Genomic DNA, 22345 nt, shown 5'->3' with positions numbered 1-22345 from the left:
CACCCCGCGGGCCGGCCGCGCGGGCCGGCCGCCGGGGGCCCCACCACCCGGCCCGCCCCCGGTCGCCCCGGGCCGGGTCGCAGTGCGACCCGGCCGGCCCGACGGCGTGCTAGCCGATGTGGCCCTTGCGCTTGGCGCTGGTAAGGGCGGCGTAGTTGCCGATCGCCCCTTGGCGGCCATCGGCCTCACTCTTCGAAGCCCTGTCTTCATCGTCGAGCGACGCGACCTCCGCAGCCAGGAACTTGTCGACCGTGGCGCCGGTGCCCGCAGATGCGTTAGACATGCTTCTCCTTTGGGTTGTCATACAGCTGATTCGGCTTCGACAGTCCTGATGTGCGGACGGATCACAACGTGTTCACGCCCACATGCGCGCGTGCTCTCCGTCTCGCCGGGCGTCCCGCGAGAGGCGTTCGACCGGCATTGCGCACGTCACGTGGCGTCACCGGGCGTACGTTCTCCGCTGTCGCGTACGGATCGTTCCGGCCGCATTGATAGGTTCTGCGGCGACTGTGTTGATCTATGGGGAGGCCCGCCGTGCCGAATGTCCAGCCGCTCACGAACGGGGATCCCCGGCGGCTGGGGGCGTACGAGGTCGTCGGACGGCTCGGTGAGGGCGGCCAGGGCATCGTCTACCTCGGCCGTGGCGCCGGCGAGTCCGTCGCGATCAAGGTCCTCCAGGCTCAGCTGATGGAGGACGCCGGGGCTCGCACGCGCTTCGTCCGCGAGGTCGAGGTCACCAAGCGGGTCGCACGCTTCTGCACCGCTCAGGTCCTGCACGTCGGCATGGCCGACGACCGCCCGTACATCGTCAGCGAGTACGTTCCGGGTCCTTCGCTGCAGCAGCAGCTCAAGGAGGAGGGGCCCCGCCAGGGCGCCGCCCTCGACCGGCTGGCCATCAACACCGCCACCGCCCTCGCGGCCATCCACCAGGCCGGCGTGGTGCACCGGGATTTCAAGCCCGGCAACGTCCTCATGGGCCCGGACGGCCCCGTGGTGATCGACTTCGGCATCGCCCGCGCGCTCGACGCGACCGGGACGACCGCCGCCAGCCAGGTCGTCGGCACGCCCGCCTTCATGGCGCCCGAGCAACTGACAGAGGGACGCGTCGGCCCGGCGACCGACATGTTCGCGTGGGGCGTCACGATCGCGTGCGCCGCCTCGGGCAGGCCCCCGTTCGGCAACAAGTCCATTCCGACGGTGATCCGCAGCATCCTCCACGACGAGCCCGACCTCGGCGCCCTGGACGGACGGCTGCGGCAGATCGTCGCCGCCTGCCTCGCCAAGGACCCGGCGCGGCGCCCGACCGCCCGGCAGCTCATGGACGCGCTGATGGGCCAGCAGGGCGCCACCGGCCTCCTCGACCTCTCCGGCGGGCCCGGAGTGCCGATGCCCGGCGGGGGCGCCTTCCCGCCGGCCGGTGCGACGGGCGGCGCGACGGAGGTGCTGCCGCCGGGCGGCAGGCCCGGAGGCGGTACCGAGGTGCTCCCGCCGGGAGGCCCGCAGGGCGCCGGAACGCAGGTGCTGCCCCCTGCCGGTCCGCAGGGCGCCGGCACGATGCGGATGCCCGCCGCCGGCCCGCCCACGTCGGCCACCCAGGGGATGCCGCCGTACGGTGCGGGCTCCGCAGGTGGCTACCAGCCGTCCGACGGCGGCACGTACAACCTCCCGCCCGTGACGCCGCCCGCGCCCGCGTACGGCCGGGAGCCGGCGCCGAGGAGAGGCGGCACGGGCGGCATCGTCGCCGCGGTCGTCGCCGGCGTCATCCTGCTGGCCGGCGGCGGCGCCGTGTACGCGGCGATGAACAACGGCGGGGACGGCCAGAACGCCGCCGAGCCCAGCCCCAGCGTCAAGAAGCACAAGACCAAGAAGTCGCACACGCCGACGCACCGGCCCACGCACAAGAAGACGCCGTCGCACTCGCCGACGCCGAAGAAGACCATGCGGGCCAACCCGTACACCCCCGAGCGGCTGTGCGGCCCCGGCTTCCACCAGATCGAGAGCCATGGGCTCGGTGGGGCGACCGTCCATCTGCTCTACAACGACGGCAGCGGCGCGAACTGCGTCGTCACGATGGTCCCCAAGTCGAATGGCGACAAGCCTCGCATGACCGCGACCTTGGCGGTCAAGGACGGCGGCCAGGGCACCAGGTCGGCGAGCAACCCGTTCTTCGCGGGTCCGGTACGCCTGCCCGCCAAGGACAAGTGCGTCCGCTGGGGCGGCTCCTCCCCGACGGGTGCCTGGACCAGCGGCTGGACCCACTGCCACTGACCGTCCCTCCGCCGCCCACGGTGTACCGAACTGTCCCGGACGCCGGTGGCCGGCCTCACGTGGATATGTCTGATTCCGGTTAATTACCAGATTCGATCATCTATCTGGTCGCATGATGGATTTCCCCCGATTTGGGAGGTCCCCTCATGCTTCGCTCCATCACGGCCGCCATTGCTGCGTGTCTGCTGCTGGCCGGCTGTAACTCCACCGCCTCGCAGGTCTCATCGCATCGCGACAAGGCCGGCTCCTCGCGACCCGCGGGGAGGCCAACGGACACCGCCGCTCCGGAGCCGACCAGCACCCTCGCGCCCGGGTCTTGTCACGCCTCCAGCCTTGACCCGGCCACCACCCATCCGGACCCGCACTGCACCCCTGGCGCCCTCAACCCCGCCGTGACCCAAGCGAACATTCACAACACGATCTGTATCTCCGGCTACACGAAGACGATCCGCCCACCCGTCGCCTATACCGACGCGCTGAAGCGGCAGCAGATTCGCGAGTACGGCTACACCGACACCAGTCCGCGCTCCTACGAAGAGGACCACTTCATCCCGCTGAGCCTCGGCGGCGCACCACGCGACCCACAGAACCTGTGGCCTGAACCCGGCGCGTCACCGAATCCCAAGGACGACATCGAGTTCAAGCTGTACAAAGCCGTATGCGCCGGCACAGTGACACTGGCCGCCGCGCAGAAGGCCATCACCACGGACTGGACGACCGCAGGCCAGATCATCCACTAGGCGTATCCCCGGCCGGCTGGACCCGCATCCATGGAGCCTCCGGCCGAGACCGGCGCCCTGCCCGGGGCGACCTCTCAGCCTTGATCCCTGGCATCCAGTGCCACTAGGAGACAGCGACGGCCAGTGATCAAGCTAAACCGATCCGCCCGCGATTCCAATCAGACCGCCGGTGGGCGGGCCGGGTCAACGTTGGCGACGATCTTCTCGCCCTCGTAGAGGGAGGCGCCGAAGTTCCAGCCCTGCCCGGTGAGGAAGGCGATCAGGTCATCCCATCGATCGGGGTCGACCTTTCCCGCCAGGCGCACCAGCCCGTACTGGGAAAGCGTCCGCAGGCTCGCCCACTCCGCGGTGAACTCGAACTCGTTCCGGTACTCCCCCGGCCCGATGATCCATCCTCCGTGATCGAACGCCCGTGCCACCTCGCCGAGGTGCGGACCGATCTCAATCTCGTACTGCTCACCGGGCTCGGCATAGACGGCGGCGTAGAAGTTGGGTACCCGCTCGAGGGCCGCCGAGAGCCAGTCCGGCGTGTGCTCGGGGTCACGAGGGAAAGCGGCGACCTCCTTGGCGTACTGCCCGGGTCCGAACCCGCCCAACTCCGGTTCGCGGTTGAAGTCGTAGTCCGCCGTGTGACCGCCGTCCGCGGACAGGGTGTAGGTCATGGTGAGCCACGTGCCGGCGCCCGGCCGGTACATCCCGTCCTTCAACCGGCCGCACAGTTTGTTCATCCCACGGGGAATAGTGTCAGTCCTACTGCGCCCCTCCTCGTCCAGCACCGTGAGCGAGGACAGGACACCGCCGCCGACGATCCCGGTCCAGGCGAAGGTCGCCCGTGACCAGCCAGGCCGCAGTGCGCCGGCCAACAGTTCTCCGATCTCCTGGAGAATCTCGTCCTGTCGCTCGACGCTCAATCCCGATGGCGGCATGCGGCTCCTTCGATTGTGCGGGTCAAGGTTGGATGCGCGTGACCTCACGGCGGTTCACACGTTGATCTGTACCTCGGCAACCGGATTCAGGCGCGCAGGCGGTCGACGTGGCGGAAGGCGTCCAGGGGCATGGCGATTCCCTTCGGAAACACCGCCGCATCGACGCGACCGGCATTTCTCCTGTGGATTCGACGGTTCTGGCTGATGCGTCGAGCCGAGTGATGCCTGAGCGATATCGTCCCGCCATGCCAAGTTCCGCAGAACGAATCATCGCAGGGCGTTACCGGCTGCTGGACTCACTCGGCCGCGGCGGAATGGGGATCGTCTGGCGCGCCCGGGACGAGTACCTCGAGCGTGACGTCGCGGTGAAGGAGATTCTGCTCCCCAGCGGTCTGGATGACGCAACCCGTGCAGGCATGCTTGCGCGATTCGTTCGTGAGGCCAAGGCCGCTGCGCACCTCGATCACCCGGCGATCATCAATGTGTACGACGTGGTCACCGAGAATGACCTGCCGTGGATCGTCATGCGGCTCGTACCGGGCAGGTCCCTCGACCAACTGGTCGACGAACACGGCCCGCTTTTCCCGGACCGGGTCGCGGCGATCGGCCTGCAGATGCTCGACGCGCTGGACACCGCCCACGCTGCGGGAATCCTGCACCGGGACGTCACACCGAGAAACGTGTTGGTCGGCGATGACGATCGCATCGTCCTGACCGACTTCGGCATCGCGGCGATGGCAGGCGCGACCGCGCTGACCCAGACCGGGGCGCTGATCGGATCTCCGGGATACATAGCGCCGGAACGCCTACGGGGGCGCCCGGTCGGTCCCGAGTCGGACCTGTGGTCGCTTGGCGCCGTGCTCTACTTCGCCGTCGAGGGCAGGCGTGCCTACAGCGCCGATGAGATCCCCGCCCTGATCGGCATGGTCCTCACGGAGGAACCTGAGCCGCCGACTCAGGCCGGCCCCCTCGCGCCGGTCCTGAAGGGCCTCCTGATCAAGGATCCGGCCGAACGGCTGAGCGCCGAAGTGACACGGCAGCGACTGCGAGCGGTGACCGAAGCGAGCGACGCCGCAGGCCGGACGCTGGGGGAACTCACCACGTTGAACCCTGCGTCCTGGCGACACCCCGAAACGTACGAGGCATCGGAGAGGCCTTACGGTCCGGTGCCGGTACAGGCCGCTCACTCCGGCGGACGTCCGCCAGAGGGTCTCCACAGGGTGGGAGTCGCACCGAACATTGCGGAACCCCCCATCCCCGCTCCCCGCGGGTTCGTTCCGGGCACGCGCCCAGTCAAGTCGAACGCTTCGGTGAAGGCATCGACGATCGCTTCGATCTGTGCACTCGTGGTGTTCGTGGGCGTGGCCGCCATTGTGGTGAATGTGGCCTGGAACCCATTGCGCATCATCGGCGAGGGGAGGTTCTCCACAGCTCCGGCCTGTGGCGGGATCACCTCGGCTGCCCTCGACAAGGCGATTCCGCAGCCACGTCACGCAGTCGGCGACCACTGCGAATGGTGGAGTCTGGCCAATGGGAACCTCGATCTCCAGGTCCTGTCCACCACCCGGTACGCCCGGTCCTGGTGGCACTCGGCGGAAGACCGTGCGCACTCCAGTATGAACAAGCATCGCGCTGCCGACCCGTTGAGAAGCGAGTTGGAGGTCGGCGACGAGAAGGCCGTCACCACGGAATCCGGCGAAGACATGGACGGCAGCGGCTCGGCCGTCATCTGGTTTCGGGTCAGCAACATTGTCGTGAAGATGATGGTCACCAACCCGAGCGGCTCGGCGGCCGCATACTTCGGGGTGATCGGTGCCGCGCGCGAAATCGCCCGATCCCTCCCGAACCACCGCTGACCGGCCTTCTGGAAGGCGGTCAGTAGCACGATCATGTTCAGGCGCGGAGGCGGAGGCCGCGGGGGGTGGGGTGGAAGCCGGCGGCCTCCAGGGCGGCGGCGAGTGGGGAGTCGACGATCGATTCGCCGTCGGCGCGTTCGACGGTGAGCTTGCCGAGGGCGCCCTCGCGTACGGCCAGGGCCAGCGCGTCGACGGCGGGCTGCAGGTCGTCCTCGCCCCAGGACAGCAGGGTCTTGCCGCCGCGCTCGACGTACAGCGTGAGGCGGCCGTCGACCAGTACGACGAGCGCGCCCGCCTTGCGGCCGGGCTTGTGCCCGCTCGCCACCTCACCGGACCGCTCCGGCCAGGGCAGCGCCGCGCCGTACGGGTTGGCCGGGTCGGTCGCGGCGAGCACCACCGCGCGCGGCGCGTCGGTGTCGGGGCGTATCGCCCGCAGCCGGTCCACGGCGCCGGGCAGCGCGAACTGCGCCGCGCCCAGGCCCTCGACGAAGTAGCCCCGCCGGGCCCGCCCGGACTCCTCGAACGCCTTGAGCACCGGGTACACCGCCGCGAACCCGCCCGGCGTCCGCTCGGCCATGACGGCGCCGCGGATCACGATGCCGTACCGGTCGAGCAGCGTCTCGGCCTGCGCGTGCCCGCGCCGCGTCGCGTCGGCCTCCGGCTCGGGCAGCAGCCACCAGCGGCCCGCGACGGTCGGCGGGCCGGTGCGCGACGGCATGGCCGGCCGCCGCCGCGTCCGGGACCGGTGCGTCGTACGGCTCGAGCCGAGCCGGGCGCGCAGCGGCGCGAGGGTGTCGTTCGTGAGCCGGCCCGCCCACACCAGGTCCCACAGCGCGGTGACGAGCTCTTGGTCGTTCAGCGACCCGACGCGGTCGGACAGCGTGCGGAAGAACACCGCGCCGCCGTCGGACAGCGACTCCAGGACGCGCTCGTGCAGCGGCGTCAGCGTGATCTCGGCGGATTCGGGCATCAGCAGCGGGGCCGTGTCCGCGAGGTACAGGGACACCCAGCCGTCGCCGCCCGGCAGCCCGCCCTGCCCCACCCACACGACCTCGCCGGAGGCGGTCAGCTCGTCGAGCATCGTGGGGGAGTAGCCGGGCACGCGCGCGGGCAGGACCAGCGACTCCAGGGCGGAGGCGGGCACCGCCGCGCCCTGCAGCTGCTCGATCGCGTGCACGAGCGCGTCGATGCCGCGCAGCGAGCCGCGCGCCGTGATCCCGTGCCAGGCGGGCAGGAACCGGGCGAGCGCCTCCGGCGGCGACGGCTCCACCTCGGCCCGCAGCCGGGCGAGGGAGCGGCGGCGCAGCATCCGCAGCACGCCCGCGTCACACCACTCCGTGCCGCGTTCGCCGGGCGTGAAGTCGCCCTCGGCGACCCGGCCCGCGGCGGCCAGCCGCCGCAGTCCGTCGGTGACCACGGCGACGCCGAGCCCGAACCGCGCCGCCACGTCGGCCGCGTGGAACGGACCGTGCGTACGGGCGTACCGGCTGAGCAGGTCGGCGAGGGGGTCGGCGACCGGCTCCAGGAACGCCTCCGGGATGCCCACGGGCAGCGGGACGCCGAGCGCGTCGCGCAGCCGGGCGGCGTCCTCGATCGCCGCCCAGCGTTCGGCGCCGCCGATCCGTACCCGGATGGCCCGGCGGGCGTCCTCCAGCTCGGCCGGCCAGTGCGGGTCGACGCCGCGTTCGACCAGCTCGTCGGTGCTCAGCGGCCCGAGCTCGCGCAGCAGGTCGGCGGTGCCCTCCCGGTCGCGGGCGTGCCGGTCGGGCGTCAGCCGCCGCAGCTCGCGGTCGGCCTCCGCGACCACCTCCGGGTCGAGCAGCTCCCGCAGGTCCGCCTGGCCCAGCAGCTCGGCGAGCAGCGTCGAGTCCAGCGCGAGGGCCTGGGCGCGCCGCTCCGCGAGGGGGGCGTCGCCCTCGTACATGAACGCGCCGATGTACCCGAACAGCAGGGATCGCGCGTACGGCGACGGCACCTGCGTCTCGACCTCGACGAGCCGGGCCTTGCGGCTCGCCAGCTCCCGCATCAGCGCGATGAGCCCCGGCACGTCGAAGACGTCCTGCAGGCATTCGCGCACCGTCTCCAGCACGATCGGGAACGAGGGATAGCGGCTCGCCACCGACAGCAGTTGCGCGGCCCGCTGCCGCTGCTGCCACAGCGGCATGCGCCGGCCCGGATTCCGGCGGGGCAGCAGCAGCGCCCGCGCCGCGCACTCCCGGAACCGTGACGCGAACAGCGCCGAGTTGCCCAGCTCGTCGGTGACGATCCGCTCGATCTCCTCGGGGTCGAACACCGCCAGGTCACCCGCGGGCGGGGCCGCGCCGGTCTCGTCGAACTCGGCGCCCGTGTCGGGCACCCGCAGCACGATGCCGTCGTCGGAGTGCGCGGCCTGCGCCTCCACGCCGTACCGCTCCCGCAGCCGCGCGGCCATGGCGAGGGCCCACGGCGCGTGCACCCGTGCCCCGAACGGCGAGTGCACGACGACTCGCCAGTCGCCGAGCTCGTCGCGGAACCGCTCCACCACCAGCGTCCGGTCGTCGGGGACGTAGCCGGTGGCCTCCCGCTGTTCGGCGAGGTACGCCACGAGGTTGCCCGCCGCCCAGTCGTCCAGGCCGGCCTCGCCCAACCGCGCACGGGCCGGGTCCGGCTCGAGCGTGGCCAGCTCACGGCTGAACGCCCCCAGCGCCCGGCCCAGCTCCGCCGGCCGCCCCGGCGCGTCACCGTGCCAGAACGGCAGCTTTCCCGGATGGCCCGGCGCGGGGGAGACCAGCACGCGGTCGGGCGTGATGTCCTCGATCCGCCACGAGCTCGCGCCCAGCACGAACACGTCGCCGACCCGCGACTCGTACACCATCTCCTCGTCGAGCTCGCCGACCCGGGAGGACTTCTCGCCGACGAGGAACACGCCGAACAGGCCGCGGTCGGGGATCGTGCCGCCGCTGGTCACCGCCAGCCGCTGCCCGCCGGGCCGGCCGCGCAGCATCCCCGCGACGCGGTCCCACACCAGCCGCGGCCGCAGCTCGCCGAACTCGTCGCTGGGGTACCGCCCCGCGAGCATGTCGAGGGTCGCCTCCAGCACCGACCGGGGCAGCGTCGCGAACGGCGCCGCCCGGCGTACGAGGGTCTCCAGCTCGTCCACCGGCCACTCGTCCATCGCGGTCATCGCGACGATCTGCTGGGCCAGCACGTCCAGAGGGTTGCGCGGATACCGCAGCTCCTCGATCCGCCCGTCGCGCATCCGCTCGGCCACGACCGCCGTCTGCACGAGGTCGCCCCGGTACTTCGGGAAGATCACGCCCTTGGAGACGGCCCCGACCTGGTGCCCGGCCCGGCCGATCCGCTGTAGCCCGGCCGCCACCGACGGCGGCGACTCGACCTGCACGACCAGGTCCACCGCGCCCATGTCGATGCCCAGCTCCAGGCTGGAGGTCGCCACCACGGCCGGCAGCCGGCCCGCCTTCAGCGACTCCTCGATGCCGGCCCGCTCCTCCTTGGAGACCGAGCCGTGGTGCGCGCGTACGACGTCGGCGGGCGCGCCGCGCGAGGCCCCCGCCTGCGCCATCATCTCCGCCGGGGCGGAGTCCTGCGGCAGCGCCTCGCCGTTCTGCCGTTCCCAGGAGAGCTCGTTCAGCCGTCCGCTCAGCCGCTCGGCCAGCCGCCGGGAGTTGGCGAACACGATCGTCGACCGGTGCTCCTCGATCAGGTTGAGCACGGCGTCCTCGACGTGCGGCCACAGGTTGCGCCCCCGCAGCGGGGAGTCGTCCTCGCCGCGCGGGTCGGGCGGAAGCTCGGTCATGTCCTCCACCGGCACCGAGATCCGCAGGTCGACCTCCTTCCCGTGCTGCGGCTGCACCACGGTCGCGGGCCGTACCCCGCCGAGGAAGGTCGCGACCTCCGTCACCGGGCGGACCGTCGCCGACAGCCCGATCCGCTGCGCGGGACGCTCCAGCAGCGCGTCCAGCCGCTCCAGGGATAGCGCCAGGTGGGCGCCGCGCTTGGTGCCCGCCACGGCGTGCACCTCGTCGACGATCACCGTGTCCACGCCGCGCAGCGCCTCGCGCGCCTGCGACGTCAGCATCAGGAAGAGCGACTCCGGCGTCGTGATCAGGATGTCGGACGGCTTCGTCGCGAACCGGCGGCGCTCGTCGGCCGGGGTGTCCCCGGAGCGCACGGCGACGCCGATGTCCGGGTCGTCCAGTCCCAGCCGCCGCGCCGTCTGCCGCAGCCCGGTCAGCGGGGCGCGCAGGTTGCGCTCGATGTCCACGGCCAGGGCCTTCAGCGGCGAGACGTACACCACCCGGCAGCGCCGTTTCGGATCGTCCGGCGGTGGGTTGGAGGCCAGGCGGTCCAGCGACCACAGGAACGCGGCGAGGGTCTTGCCCGAGCCGGTCGGTGCCACGACCAGCGTGTTGTCACCGCGGGCGATCGCCTCCCAGGCGCCCGTCTGGGCCGTCGTGGGCGCCGCGAAGGCCCCGGTGAACCAGGCCCGGGTCGGGGCCGAGAAGCGGTCGACGGGGTTCATCCTGTCAGTGTGCCTCGCCCCACCGACCGAATCGTTCGCCGGCGACGGCGGGCGGTAGCTTGGGGCACGTGCGACTAACGGTGTTCTGGGATCGGATGAACCAGCAGTTCGGCGAGGGCTACGCCGAGAGCGTGGCCAAGGACTACGTCATCGCCGAGCTCGACGGTCGCACCATCGAGCAGGCGCTGGCCGACGGCGAGAGCGCCAAGGACGTCTGGCGGGCCGTCTGTGCCACCTTCGATGTCCCGCAACGGCTCCGGTGAGCGTCGACCGGCTGCTCGCCGAGGCGCGTGCGCGGCTCGTCCGGCTCAAGCCGCTGGAGGCCGCGGAGGCGGTGCGCGAGGGCGGTCGCCTCGTCGACACGCGTCCGGAGTACCAGCGGCGGGCCGACGGCGACATCCCCGGCGCGATCGTCGTCGAGCGCAACCATCTGGAGTGGCGGCTCGACCCGCACGGCGGCTTCCGCGTCCCGGAGGCCACCGACCATCACGTGCGGTGGATCGTGATCTGCGACGAGGGCTACTCGTCCTCGCTGGCCGCCGCGTCGCTGCGCGCGCTCGGGCTGGTCAACGCCACGGACGTCATCGGCGGGTTCCAGGAATGGCGGGCCGCCGGGCTGCCGGTGAGCCGCGGCATGGCGCCCGTACGCCCCCGGCTCGCGCCGTACGACGGCCGGTAGCCGGTCCGCGGTCGGCCGCCGGGTCGTCAGATGACGGCGACCGCGGTGATCAGGCCGATCGTGATCTGCGTCGCGCCGAGGAGCACGGCGGACGGTTCCAGGGACTCGGCGGCCATGAGCGCCGCCACGTCGACGCGCAGCAGGACGCGGATGATCAGGAACCCGATCTGCTGGGCCACGATGCCCACGAGTCCCCAGACCAGCGTCGCGATCAGCCCCTCGCTCAGCCGGCCGCCGGAGGCGTAGATCGAGGAGGCGACGACCAGCCCGACCCCCACGATGCCGCAGACGGCCAGCAGCGCGGCGTTCGTGTTCCGCCCGTGGCGGATGATCGAGGTGAGCCGTCCCGGCGTGGTCACGTCGACGGCGAAGAAGCCGATGAGCAGCAGGACCAGGCCGACGGCCGTGTACGCGGCGATCGCTCCGGCGCCCTTGCCCAGTGCCGTGCCGAAGTCGTGTGAGAACGCCAGGGCCATCTGTCTTCTCTCCTTTGGCGAGGTCGGGGGAGTCCTAGGGAAAACCGGTCAGGAAGGGCCTGCTCCGCCGTCCTCGGGCTCGGCCGGGATGCGGTGCGGGACGAACGACGACGTGTCGTCGGTGATCAGTCCGGACGTCTCGCGGATGCCCAGCCCGGCCGCCTCGTCGCCGACCACCCAGGCGCCGAGCACGGGGTGCTCGCCCTCGAAGTCCGGCAGCGGGCAGAACTCCTGGAAGACGTAGCCCTCGGCGCCGTACTCGCCCGACGTGGCCGTCTGCACGCCGTCCGGCGTGACGATCCGCATGCTCGCGCCCTCACGTCCCAGCAGCGGCTTCTGCACGTACGAGGTGAGGGAGCCCGGGGTGCCGAGGTAGGTCGGCAGCAGGTTCGGGTGGCCGGGGTAGAGCTCCCACAGCAGTACGAGCAGCGCCTTGTTGGACAGGAGCATCTTCCAGATGGGCTCGACCCAGCCGGCCCGCGGGACGTTCCGCCCGAACGGCTCGCCGACGATCCACTCCCACGGGTAGAGCTTGCAGAACGCCGTGATGTCGCGGTCCTGGAGGTCGACGAACCGGCCGCGGTCGTGGTGCCAGCCGATGTCCTCCATGGCGATCGCGATCCCCGGGATGCCCGCCTGCTCGGCGGTCTCCTGCAGGTACGCGACCGTCATGACCTCCTCGCCGGTCTCGTCCTCGTTCGTCCAGGCGAAGTGCACGGCCGATCCGGCGGGTACTCCGGGCGTGCCGGACCGGACGGCCGGGGCGATCTCCTTCCAGCGGTCGACGAGCCGCTCGTGGATGGAGTTCCACTGGTCGTCGTCGGAGTGGGTGTCGCGCACCCAATACCACTGGATGATCGAGCTCTCCAGCAGCGAGGTCGGGGTGTCGGCGTTGTACTCCAGCAGCTTCGCCGGGCCCGAGCCGTCGTACCACAGGTCGAAGCGCCCGTAGAGGTACGGGTCGCGGCGCCGCCATGACGCCTCGATCAGCGGCCACACCCACTGCGGGATGCCGAACACCGCGTACCGGCGGGTGCTCACGACGTGCTCCACCGCCGTGAGGCACATCCGGTGCAGTTCCTCGACCGTCTCCTCGAGGGTGAGCACCTCGTCCATCTCGAACGTGTAGTGCACTGACTCGTCCCAGTACGGCCGGGTCAGATGCTCGGGATGCGAGGTGCGGTGATAGGCCAGCCCCTGCGACTCGACGATCTGATCCCAGCGCGTCCGGGGCTCCGAATGCCCGCGCCGCACCGCTCAGCCTCCCCGCGAACTGCTGCCGTGGTGACCGAACCCGCCCCGCGAGACGCCATGGCCGCTGCTGTGGCTCTTGCCGCTGGAGATCACCCGGCCGCCGCGCGAGACGATCCGGGTGCCCCGCCTCGGGCGGACCGACGAGCCCCCCGAGACGTAGCCGTTGTTGCGGTACCGGCCGCCGTAGTACCAGTAGTAACGCCCGTACGATCCGCCGTTGTCGCAGAAGTAGTCGGGGACGACGCGGTAGGAACTGCCGACCGGCGCCCAGCTGTCGACGCAGTACGCGGTCTCACTCCGCGAGGAGCAACCGACGACGGTCAATGACAGAAGGCTCACCGCGCTGAGTTGCACGATGCCGGACCGCATCATCCGGCGGGCGTCCTTCGGGGGCATTTGCGGTCGGATCTCCGGACTCGGGAGTGATGACCGGTAAGTCTAGAGCCAAGATCCCGACGAAAGCACTACCTGATCGGGAAGCTGAGGTACAGATCCGCAGGTTCGGCCACTGATGGCAGGTCGCTCACCTGACCGTCGCCGACCTCGACCACCCGCCAGAGCCCGTCCTCGCGCCGGGCCAGGTCCGTCGTGATGAACCGGCAGCCGAGCGCGCGCACGCACGGCGCGATCGGATCCGCCTGCGGACGCGGATACCGGTCCGGCGTGTCCGGATGGGGACCCATCAGCACCGGCTCGCCGTCGACCCACCACACGCGGGCCTCGCCGCCGTCGAACCGCTCGTACTCGCGGATGACGACGCCGCCGGCCAGGAGGTCGCCCTGGCGTTCGACGAACCGGGCGACCACGGCGTGCAGCCGCTCCACGTCGGCGAGGTCGGGGATGTAACAGGCCTCGTCCCACTCGTGCTTGCGCGACTTGACGTAGTCCTTCACGACCGCCGGTCCGGATCGCAGCGGGCGTACGAGCTCGGCCAGCTTGTCGGCCGCCGGGGTGGCGCCGGGGGACAGCGGCAGCCACACGCTGGCGGGCGTGACGCCCGCGAACGTGTCGTACCAGCCGGGCAGCTCATGGGCCTTCTCGTAGCCGTCCGGCGGAACGGCGAGGACGACGCCGCGGGCGGCCAGTGCGGCGGCGAGCGCGGCGTACTGCGCCGTCGTCGCCATCCAGCCGCGGTACCAGGCCGTTCCCAGCCCGTCGGGCACCCGGCGTACGGCCTCGGCGACGTCACCGCGCTGCAGGGCGTCATGGTCGATGAGCGTGACCGACCCGCCGAGCGCGCGTACGGCCTCGGCCTCTCGGGCGAAGTGCTCGTCGACCCGCCGGGGGTGCAACGGGTCGGCGCACATGAGGATGGTCACCGGCATGATCCTGTGCATCAGCGTAGGGCAAGACGCCGGGTCTTTCCCGGGGGAATCGGCGCGTCCATTCATGATCGAACACGTGTTCGGCTAGAGTGAAGGAAGCGACGACGTTGTCCACAGTGGTGGACCGGACCCTCGAAATTGTCGGCGGGTCCCCGTAACGTCGCTTCCGACAACAGCAGGCATCGACCCCACAGGGACACCTCACATGGCAGCAAACGATCGCGAGAAGGCCCTCGAGGCGGCGCTCGCGCAGATCGAGCGGCAGTTCGGCAAGGGTTCCGTCATGCGGCTGGGCCAGGAGGGGCGCCCCCCGGTCGAGGTGATCCCGACCGGGGCGATCGCCCTCGACGTCGCCCTGGGCATCGGCGGCCTCCCGCGTGGCCGCGTGGTCGAGATCTACGGTCCGGAGTCCTCCGGCAAGACGAGCCTCGCCCTGCACGCCGTGGCGAGCGCGCAGAAGGCGGGCGGCATCGCCGCGTTCGTGGACGCGGAGCACGCGCTCGACCCGGAATACGCCAAGAAGATCGGCGTCGACATCGACGCCCTCCTCGTCTCCCAGCCCGACACGGGTGAGCAGGCCCTGGAGATCACCGACATGCTGATCCGCTCCGGCGCGATCGACGTCGTCGTCATCGACTCCGTCGCGGCGCTCGTGCCCCGCGCCGAGATCGAGGGCGAGATGGGCGACAGCCACGTCGGCCTCCAGGCCCGCCTCATGTCCCAGGCCCTCCGCAAGCTCACCGGCGCCATCAACCAGACCAAGACCACAGCGATCTTCATCAACCAGCTGCGGGAAAAGGTCGGCGTCATGTTCGGCTCGCCCGAGACGACCACCGGTGGCAAGGCGCTGAAGTTCTACGCCTCGGTGCGGCTCGACGTGCGGCGGATCGAGACGATGAAGGACGGCACGGACGCGGTCGGCAACCGCACCCGGGTCAAGGTCGTCAAGAACAAGATGGCCCCGCCCTTCAAGGTGGCCGACTTCGACATCCTGTACGGCGTGGGCATCAGCCGCGAGGGCGGTCTGATCGACATGGGCGTCGAGCACGGCTTCGTGCGCAAGTCCGGCGCCTGGTACACCTACGAGAACGACCAGCTCGGCCAGGGCAAGGAGAACGCGCGGCGGTTCCTCAAGGAGAACCCGGACATCGCCGACGAGATCGAGAAGAAGATCAAGGAGAAGCTCGGCGTGGGGCCGCGCCTCGACGCCCCGGCCGAGCCGGCGGGCGCTCCCGCCGCTCCTCCGGCTGCCGCCGCTGCCGCGGCGGGCAAGGCCGCACCGGCCAAGCGGGCCGCGAAGACCCCGAAGCCGGGAGACGTGTGATCCCGGGTCGCCCTTCGGCGGGACCGATCGAGGGGCTGACCCATGACCGCTCCTGAGGGGTGGCGGCGTCCCGCTCCGCGCCGGACCGAACCCGGCGCGGAGATCTTCCCTGGCGACGTCGCCCCCGCTCAGGAGCCCGGCCCGGCCGCCGCCCAGACGGGCCCCGCGGCCGTCCCGACAGCAGGCGCGGACCCGTCGGCGGGCGGTACGGCCGATCCAACGGGTGTCGAAGCTCTTCCGGCGGGCAGCACGGAGATCCAGGTGGACGGCGCGGACTCGTCGGCGGGCGGCGCGCCCCGTCGGGCGCGTGCTCAAGCCGTCCCGGCGACCGGCGAGGCCGATCCGGCGGGCGGTGAGACGTCGGCGGCCGGAAGGTCGGGGCGGCGGGGGCGGAGGCGCGGCGGGGGCCGCCTCGCCGAGGGGCCGACGCCGGGCAGCCCGGCGGCGCAGGGCCCGCCCGCCGACCCGGAGGCGGTGGCGCGCGAGATCTGCCTGCGACAGCTCTCCTTCGCCCCCAAGACCCGTGCCCAGCTCGCCGACGCGCTGCGTCGCAAGGGCGTGCCCGACGACGTCGCCGAGCGGGTGCTGGGTCGCTACTCCGAGGTCGGGCTGATCGACGACGCGGCGTTCGCCCGTGCCTGGGTCGAGTCGCGCCACGCCGGGCGGGGGCTGGGCCGCCGGGCGCTCGCGGCCGAGCTGCGGCGGCGCGGCGTCGCCGACGAGACGGTCAGTGAGGCCATGGAGGACCTCGGCCCGGAGCAGGAGGAGGCGGCGGCCCGCGAACTGGTCGCCCGCAGACTGCCCAGTACCCGTGGCCTCGACCCGGTCAAGCGCACCCGGCGGCTGATGGGCATGCTCGCCCGCAAGGGCTACTCCGGCGGCCTGGCGTACCGCGTCGTCCGCGAGGCGCTGGAGGCCGAAGGAGCCGATGACGTCCCGGACCTGTCGTTCGACGACTGATCTCGCTCCCGGGATCGTCCGCGGTGCTCCGGTCCGCAGGCCGGAGCGGACGTCAGGGCGTGTTCTCGATCGGTGTCAGGTGGACGCGGCCGGTCTCGTCGACCCGCCAGCCGGGGTTGTGGCAGATCTCCCAGACGACGCCGTTCGGGTCGGCGACATGGCCGTGGTAGCCGCCGAACTCCGCGGTCTGCGGGCTCTTGATGAGCGTTCCGCCGGCCTCGACGGCGCGCTTCACGGTGGTCTCGACGTCGGCGGGGGTCGCGACGTTCTGGGACAGGGTGAGGCCGCCGAGTTTCCCGTCGGCCGCCGTGCCCTGCATGTCGGCGACGAACTTGGTCGCCTCGAACAGGCCCAGGACCAGGCCGGGGGCGATCTGGAAGAAAATGATTTCGCCGGGGACGTCCAGGAGCGGTGTCCAGCCGAGCCCGTCGCGGTAGAAGGCGCGGGCGGCGTCGAGGTCGGGCGTCGACAGGGTGATGAAGTGTGCTTGCTGTTCCATGCTCCCAGCATGGCGCGGGCGTGGGGAGGCGGTCTTGAACGAATCGGACACAACGGCCTTGACCTGGCCGGACAGGGCGTCCTTGGCCGGGCCGGACGCGGCTTCGCTCTACCGTGAGATCGCTCCGGCGGAGCCGCACCCGTTCGTGCGGTGCTGGTGGGAGCAGAGCGTCGACGAGCGGGTGGACGGCTACGTGCAGCGGGTGCTGCCGGACGCCTGCGCGGATGTGATCGTCTCGGCGGACGGGAGCGCGGTCGTCGTGGGGCCGGCGACGGAGCCCGCCCTGCCCCGGTTGCGCGGTGGGGAACGCCTGCGGGGACTGCGCATCCGTACCACCGCCATCGGCACGGTGCTCGGCCTGCCCGCGTACGAGCTGCGCGACCTTCAGGTGCCGCTCCGCGAGCTGTTCCCGGCCGCAGAGGCGGGACGGATCGCGGACGGCGTGTGGCGCGGTCGGCGCTGGTCGCCCGCCGTGGACGGGCCGCCGGAGGACCGGCGGATCGAGTACGCCGTCCGTCGTCTCATGCGAACCGGGACAAGGGTCGCGGACCTCGCGGGGGAGATCGACCTCTCCGAGCGCCAGTTGCGCCGTCTGCTCCTGGCCGCGACCGGGCTGGAGCCGCGGACCCTGCGGCGCGTGGCGCGCCTCCAACGCTTCCTGACATTGTCCGACCAGGCCCGTACACCGTCCGACCAGGGCCGTACGCGGCCGGTGTCGGATCGGGCCCGTACGCGGCTGGACCGGGCCCGTACACTGTCCGGCCCGGTCCGGCCGGCGCGGTCGCTGGCCGAGCTCGCGGTCTCCGCCGGATACGCCGATCAGGCCCATCTGAGCCGGGAGGTGCGTGTCCTGGCAGGGCTGGCGCCCTCCGCGCTGCTGGCCGAACGCCACCCGTCCGCGGCGCCGGCCGGCAGGCCCGGTGACACAGGGCATGACTTCCCGGCTTGACCCGACGGGCTCCTCGAAACCGGCTGTCGGCGGTGACCCGCTCACACCTCTGCCTCGACCCTGACATGGACCGTTACAGGAAAGATCGAGTGAATCGTCCGGAACGTGGGGTCTTTTCTTGCCCATTACCTCTTGGCCGCTTACGGTTACCGCAGTGAGGTGTTACTCCGCGCAGTGCGGATTGCCATAGGACTGACCGCGTTCGACCAGTTGGAAGGTGTTGTGCCCGGCTCTCGCGGCCGGTGGTTCGCATAGCCAGGGTTCTGGAACGCTCCGGAGCCCGCCTGACCATGCGCGTCCGGCGGTCGGCCGGAGGTGCTGGTCGCGGCCGTCCCGGGACCGTACGGCGCGCCCGTAACGCCTCGCGTCGCCGACATCAGGGCCTCCTGATGCCGCAGCGTCGAGGAGAGGGGTCAGTGCCGTGATCTACGTCGTGACAGGTGCGGCACTGGTGGTCATCCTGGCGCTGGTCGTCCTGGTCCTCATCGTGCTGCGCCGCTTCGACGCCGCCGCCCGTACGGTCGCGGCGAACGAGGAGCAGGCGGAGGCGCAGCGGGGCGCCGACGAGATCGTCACCAAGGCCCGGGCAGACGCCCAGGAGATCATCAGCGACGCCGAGGTCAAGGCGCGGGAGGCGTCCGCGGCGGCGCGGTCCGAGGTCGAGGACGAGATCAAGTCGCTGAAGGAGGACCTGCGGGCGCTCCGCGAGGATCTCGAGCGCCGCGAGGCCCGGCTCGCCGAGCGCGAGCACCGGCTGGACGACGAGGTGCGCCGCCTGGAGGAGCGTGCCCGTGAGCTGGCCGACGCCAAGCAGGCGCTGAAGGAGCGGCGGGCCGCGCTCGACCGGCTCGACGACGAGCGCAAGAGCGTGCTCGAGCGGGCCGCCGGGCTCACCTCCGAGCAGGCCAAGACCGAGCTCGTCACCCTGATCGAGAACCAGGCCAAACGCGAGGCCGCTCTGATCACGCGGGATATCGAGAACGAGGCGCGCGAAGAGGGCGAGAAGCGCGCCCGCAAGATCGTGACCCTGGCGATCCAGCGGGTCGCCAGCGAGCAGACCGCGGAGTCGGTCGTGTCGGTGCTGCACCTGCCCAGCGACGAGATGAAGGGCCGGATCATCGGCCGTGAGGGCCGCAACATCCGTTCCTTCGAGACGACGACCGGCGTGAACCTCATCATCGATGACACGCCCGAGGCCGTGCTGCTGAGCTGCTTCGACCCCGTACGCCGGGAGGTCGGCCGGCTGACGCTGGAGAAGCTGGTCCTCGACGGCCGGATCCATCCGCAGCGGATCGAGGAGATCTACGAGCACAGCAAGGCCGAGGTCGAGCAGTTGTGCGTGCGCTCCGGTGAGGACGCCCTGCTGGAGCTGGGGCTCACCGAAATGCACCCGGAGCTGATCACGTTGCTGGGCCGCCTGCGGTACCGGACGTCGTACGGGCAGAACGTCCTGGCGCACCTCATCGAGTCGGCGCATCTGGCCGGGGTCATGGCGGCCGAGCTGAGGCTGCCGGTTCCGCTGCTGAAGCGGTGCACGCTGCTGCACGACATCGGCAAGGCGCTGACGCACGAGGTCGAGGGCAGCCACGCGCTGATCGGCGCGGAGATCGCCCGGCGGTACGGCGAGGACGAGGACGTCGTGCACGCCATCGAGGCGCACCACAACGAGGTCGAGGTGCGCACCGTGGAGGCGGTGCTGACCCAGGCGGCGGACTCCATCAGCGGAGGCCGTCCGGGTGCGCGGCGCGAGTCGCTGGAGGCGTACGTCAAGCGGCTCGAACGGCTCGAGGAGATCGCGGCCACGCGCGAGGGCGTCGAGAAGGTCTTCGCCATGCAGGCCGGCCGGGAGATCCGGGTGATGGTGCGGCCCGATTCGGTGGACGACCTGCAGGCGCAGGTCATCGCGCACGACATCGCCAAGCAGGTGGAGGAGGAGCTGACCTACCCCGGTCAGATCCGGATCACCGTGGTCCGCGAGTCGCGCGCCACGGAGTTCGCCCGCTGACGACCGCGGCCCACCTCGCTCCAGGACCATGCCCCGGTCCCCGGCCGGACGGCCCGGCCGGGTGTGGGCGGGCTCGGAGGCCTCAGGCGGAGGTCTCGGCGTCCTCCGAAACGGCGGCCTCCTGCCCCGGCGCGTCAGCCTGCTCGGCAGGCGGGCGGCCGACGGTGAGCTCGATCGGCGCGACGTCCTTCGGCTCGAACCCCAGCGTCTGCCCGTAGAAGGCGAGCTCGGCCTCCAGGCAGGCGATGACCGTGTCGGCGCGCCGGAACCCGTGCGACTCTCCCTCGAACGTGAGATACGCGTACGGCGTCTGCTTGCTCGCCATCGCCTCGGCGAACCGCTCGGACTGCGGCGGGGAGACGATCGGGTCGTCCAGGCCCTGCAGGAGCAGTACGGGGCAGGCGACCTCCGACGCGCGCGCGATCGGGGAGCGCTCCTCGTAGGTGCGCTCGAAGCCGGGGATCGGCCCGATCAGCCCGTACAGGTAGGTCGATTCGAAATCGTGGGTCTCCTTGAGCCAGTTCTGCGGGTCGGAGATGCCGAAGTAGGAGGTGCCCGCCTTGAACAGGTCCGTCTGCGTCACCGCGCAGAGCGTCGTCCAGCCGCCGGCGCTGCCGCCGCGGATGGCCAGCCGCCCGGGATCGGCGGCGCCACTGCGGATGAGCGCCTCGGCGGCGGCCACGCTGTCCTCGACGTCCACGATCCCCCACTGGCGGCGCAGCCGTTCGCGGTAGGCACGGCCGTATCCGGTGGAGCCGCCGTAGTTCACGTCGATCACGCCGATGCCCCGGCTGGTGAAGTAGGCGATCTCCAGGTCCAGCACGCTCGTGCCATGATCGGTCGGGCCGCCGTGCACGAACACGACGTACGGCGGCAGCTCGCCCGCAGGGGCCTGGAAGGCCGGGTTGGACGGCGGGTACACGTAGGCGTGCACCGGGCGCCCGAACGGGCCCTCGAGCTCCTGGGCGCGCGGCAGCGGGAGATAGGCCGCCTCGGGCGGGGAGTCGAGCTCGCTGCGCAGCACCTTCGCCTCGCCGCTGTCGGCGTCCACCACGACCACCGACCAGGGGATGTCGGGTGCGCCCGCGATGCCCACGATGCTCGTTCCGTCGGCGGAGAGCTGAGGTTTCCAGTCGGTGTAGGGCAGGTCGAAGTCGACCATCTCGGCCGTCTCCGGGTCGTACAGACCGAGCCGCTGGTCGCCCTGGCCGTGCAGTACCGCGATGCGGCCGTCGTCCAGGACGGCGTACGGGCGGCCGCCGAGCTGCCACAGCGCTCCGGCGAACTCCTCCTCGGCCGGGTACAGCGCCTGCGGGGACTCGCCGTGCAGGCCGAGCTCGTAGAGGTTCCACCAGCCCGGCCAGTCGGACACGACGTACAGCCGGGACTCGCTGAGCCAGGTGGGCGCCAGCACCGACTCGTTCAGGCCGCCCTTGACCTGCCGCGGCCGGTCCAGCGCGCCCGTCTCGTCGAACGCGGCGACCCGCACCTCGGTGCCGTCCCACGGCATTCGCGGGTGGCTCCACTGCATCCAGGCGAGGTGACCGCCCTCCGGGGACGGTGTGGGGAAGGCGTAGAAGTCGGCGCCGCTGACGAGCTCGCGGATCGCCCCGGCGTTCTCCGCTGCGCTGCCGTCGACGGGGACCGCGACGATCGCCCGGCGTACGCCCGCGGTGGTGTGGCCCTCGCAGACGCACCAGATGTGCTGGGCGTCCGGCGCGAGCGCGAAGTCGGCGTAGCGGAGGCCGGCGGGCTGCGCGGGCTCCGGGGTCAGCGGGCGCGGCAGCTCGCCCGGCGTCAGCCGGTAGAGCCGCTGGTCCTCGTAGTTGGCGAAGACCACGTCGCCGTCGGGAAGGGGGATGTATGACCGCCCGCCGTACTCGTGCACGCGGGTACGGGCGTTCCACGGCGCGGGCAGCAGGTCGACGCCGGACCGCACGATCGTGGTCCGGCCGCCCTTATCCGGGCGGGTCTCCTGCCACCACACCCGATCACCGTGGATGGTGGGGTAGCTGAGTCGCAGGCGCGCGCGGGCCACGTCGGCGGCGGAGATCGGAGAGGACCAGGATCCATAGGGGGCGGTAGCGCGAGCGGTCATATCGGAATCGTCTCGCAAACCGGGCGCTCATGGGACCTCGACCCGAGACTTGACAGGGGCGAACATCGCCGCGTCCGCCCAGCCGCACGGGTGGGGGCCGATCCCCAGCGCCCACCGTGTCGGGGGCACTGCCTCGTCCTGCGGTCGCTCGACAAAAGTAGAAGCAGGATGCCGACAAAATCAAAAAGCAACTTAAGTTTTGTCGGTACGGTAGCTGTGATCGACTTCATTCTTGAGGGGCCCGACGGTCGGGTCGTGGCCATCGAGGTCAAGGCCAGCGCGGCGCCGCAAAGAGATGCCGATCGGCATCTCCGGTGGCTGCGCGAGCGGCTGGGTGATCGGTTCGCGGCTGGCGTCGTCTTCCACCTCGGGCAGAGAAGCGGATCGCTGGGCGACGGGATCTATGCTCTCCCGGTTTCGGCGCTCTAGGGTCACACCGGTCCCTGAGAGGGCGTGAACGCGGA

General features: G+C 71.5%; 19 protein-coding genes. 10 read left to right on the top strand and 9 right to left on the bottom strand.

Annotation, left to right across the window (positions count from 1 at the left end):
* Positions 1-109: 109 nt before the first annotated feature.
* A complete protein-coding gene (locus tag AB0L00_RS29520) occupies positions 110-283 on the bottom strand; it encodes a hypothetical protein (RefSeq protein ID WP_364440344.1) in 174 nt (57 codons plus the stop codon).
* Between the two features lie 251 nt (positions 284-534).
* Between AB0L00_RS29520 and AB0L00_RS29515 the strand changes: the two genes are divergently transcribed.
* Together AB0L00_RS29515 and AB0L00_RS29510 are read left to right on the top strand one after the other, a co-directional pair.
* Positions 535-2268, top strand: coding sequence for a protein kinase (locus AB0L00_RS29515; protein WP_364440343.1), 1734 nt, complete (start codon positions 535-537; stop codon positions 2266-2268).
* A 146-nt stretch (positions 2269-2414) separates the two neighbouring features.
* On the top strand, positions 2415-3008 hold the full coding sequence (locus AB0L00_RS29510; protein WP_364440342.1) for a hypothetical protein: 594 nt from the start codon (positions 2415-2417) through the stop codon (positions 3006-3008).
* Positions 3009-3166: 158 nt separating this feature from the next.
* On the opposite strand, the gene AB0L00_RS29505 is transcribed toward AB0L00_RS29510, so the two are convergent.
* Positions 3167-3934 (bottom strand): hypothetical protein, encoded by a 768-nt coding sequence (locus tag AB0L00_RS29505; RefSeq protein ID WP_364440341.1) that lies wholly within the window; start codon positions 3932-3934, stop codon positions 3167-3169.
* A 107-nt stretch (positions 3935-4041) separates the two neighbouring features.
* On the opposite strand from AB0L00_RS29505, the gene AB0L00_RS29500 reads away from it, so the two are divergent.
* A complete protein-coding gene (locus AB0L00_RS29500) occupies positions 4042-5790 on the top strand; it encodes a serine/threonine-protein kinase (RefSeq protein WP_364440340.1) in 1749 nt (582 codons plus the stop codon).
* 37 nt (positions 5791-5827) lie between these two features.
* Here AB0L00_RS29500 and AB0L00_RS29495 read toward each other — a convergent pair whose 3' ends face one another.
* Positions 5828-10312: an ATP-dependent helicase gene (locus AB0L00_RS29495; protein ID WP_364440339.1), complete on the bottom strand. Its 4485-nt coding sequence runs from the start codon at positions 10310-10312 to the stop codon at positions 5828-5830.
* Between the two features lie 68 nt (positions 10313-10380).
* Here AB0L00_RS29495 and AB0L00_RS29490 point away from each other — a divergent pair, with 68 nt between their 5' ends.
* Together AB0L00_RS29490 and AB0L00_RS29485 are read left to right on the top strand one after the other, a co-directional pair.
* Positions 10381-10575 (top strand): DUF3046 domain-containing protein, encoded by a 195-nt coding sequence (locus AB0L00_RS29490; protein ID WP_364440338.1) that lies wholly within the window; start codon positions 10381-10383, stop codon positions 10573-10575.
* Positions 10572-10991, top strand: coding sequence for a rhodanese-like domain-containing protein (locus AB0L00_RS29485; RefSeq protein WP_364440337.1), 420 nt, complete (start codon positions 10572-10574; stop codon positions 10989-10991). The genes AB0L00_RS29490 and AB0L00_RS29485 overlap by 4 nt, the downstream gene beginning before the upstream one ends.
* 26 nt (positions 10992-11017) lie before the next feature.
* Here the strand turns inward: AB0L00_RS29485 and AB0L00_RS29480 are convergent, their stop codons facing one another.
* The 4 genes from AB0L00_RS29480 to AB0L00_RS29465 form a co-directional block, all read right to left on the bottom strand.
* Positions 11018-11467 (bottom strand): DUF350 domain-containing protein, encoded by a 450-nt coding sequence (locus AB0L00_RS29480; protein WP_364440336.1) that lies wholly within the window; start codon positions 11465-11467, stop codon positions 11018-11020.
* Between the two features lie 48 nt (positions 11468-11515).
* Positions 11516-12721 carry a glutathionylspermidine synthase family protein gene (locus AB0L00_RS29475; protein WP_364440335.1) on the bottom strand — a complete coding sequence of 402 codons (1206 nt, stop codon included), beginning with the start codon at positions 12719-12721 and terminating at the stop codon, positions 11516-11518.
* A gap of 3 nt (positions 12722-12724) precedes the next feature.
* Positions 12725-13117 carry a hypothetical protein gene (locus tag AB0L00_RS29470; RefSeq protein ID WP_345362034.1) on the bottom strand — a complete coding sequence of 131 codons (393 nt, stop codon included), beginning with the start codon at positions 13115-13117 and terminating at the stop codon, positions 12725-12727.
* Between the two features lie 68 nt (positions 13118-13185).
* Entirely contained in the window at positions 13186-14046 is an 861-nt protein-coding gene (locus AB0L00_RS29465; RefSeq protein WP_364440334.1) for an ATP-grasp domain-containing protein, read from the bottom strand.
* A gap of 205 nt (positions 14047-14251) precedes the next feature.
* Here AB0L00_RS29465 and recA point away from each other — a divergent pair, with 205 nt between their 5' ends.
* Both recA and recX read left to right on the top strand, forming a co-directional pair.
* Complete coding sequence (gene recA / locus AB0L00_RS29460; RefSeq protein ID WP_364440333.1) at positions 14252-15370, top strand: recombinase RecA; 1119 nt, start codon at positions 14252-14254, stop codon at positions 15368-15370.
* Positions 15371-15412: 42 nt separating this feature from the next.
* On the top strand, positions 15413-16330 hold the full coding sequence (gene recX, locus AB0L00_RS29455; RefSeq protein ID WP_364440332.1) for a recombination regulator RecX: 918 nt from the start codon (positions 15413-15415) through the stop codon (positions 16328-16330).
* A gap of 52 nt (positions 16331-16382) precedes the next feature.
* Here the strand turns inward: recX and AB0L00_RS29450 are convergent, their stop codons facing one another.
* Complete coding sequence (locus tag AB0L00_RS29450) at positions 16383-16829, bottom strand: VOC family protein (RefSeq protein WP_364440331.1); 447 nt, start codon at positions 16827-16829, stop codon at positions 16383-16385.
* 34 nt (positions 16830-16863) lie between these two features.
* Here AB0L00_RS29450 and AB0L00_RS29445 point away from each other — a divergent pair, with 34 nt between their 5' ends.
* Both AB0L00_RS29445 and rny read left to right on the top strand, forming a co-directional pair.
* A complete protein-coding gene (locus tag AB0L00_RS29445; protein ID WP_364440330.1) occupies positions 16864-17778 on the top strand; it encodes a DUF6597 domain-containing transcriptional factor in 915 nt (304 codons plus the stop codon).
* 421 nt (positions 17779-18199) lie between these two features.
* Entirely contained in the window at positions 18200-19783 is a 1584-nt protein-coding gene (gene rny, locus AB0L00_RS29440) for a ribonuclease Y (RefSeq protein WP_364440329.1), read from the top strand.
* Positions 19784-19865: 82 nt separating this feature from the next.
* Here the strand turns inward: rny and AB0L00_RS29435 are convergent, their stop codons facing one another.
* Positions 19866-21881, bottom strand: a complete 2016-nt coding sequence (locus tag AB0L00_RS29435) for a prolyl oligopeptidase family serine peptidase (protein ID WP_364440328.1) — start codon at positions 21879-21881, stop codon at positions 19866-19868.
* 216 nt (positions 21882-22097) lie between these two features.
* On the opposite strand from AB0L00_RS29435, the gene AB0L00_RS29430 reads away from it, so the two are divergent.
* Positions 22098-22310, top strand: a complete 213-nt coding sequence (locus tag AB0L00_RS29430; RefSeq protein WP_364440327.1) for a hypothetical protein — start codon at positions 22098-22100, stop codon at positions 22308-22310.
* Positions 22311-22345 lie beyond the last annotated feature (35 nt).

The sequence above is a fragment of the Actinoallomurus sp. NPDC052308 genome, from assembly GCF_040679195.1.
Classification (GTDB): domain Bacteria; phylum Actinomycetota; class Actinomycetes; order Streptosporangiales; family Streptosporangiaceae; genus Actinoallomurus; species Actinoallomurus liliacearum.
The sequence above is the reverse complement of the archived record's forward strand: the minus strand, read 5'-3'. Positions and strand labels throughout refer to the sequence as shown.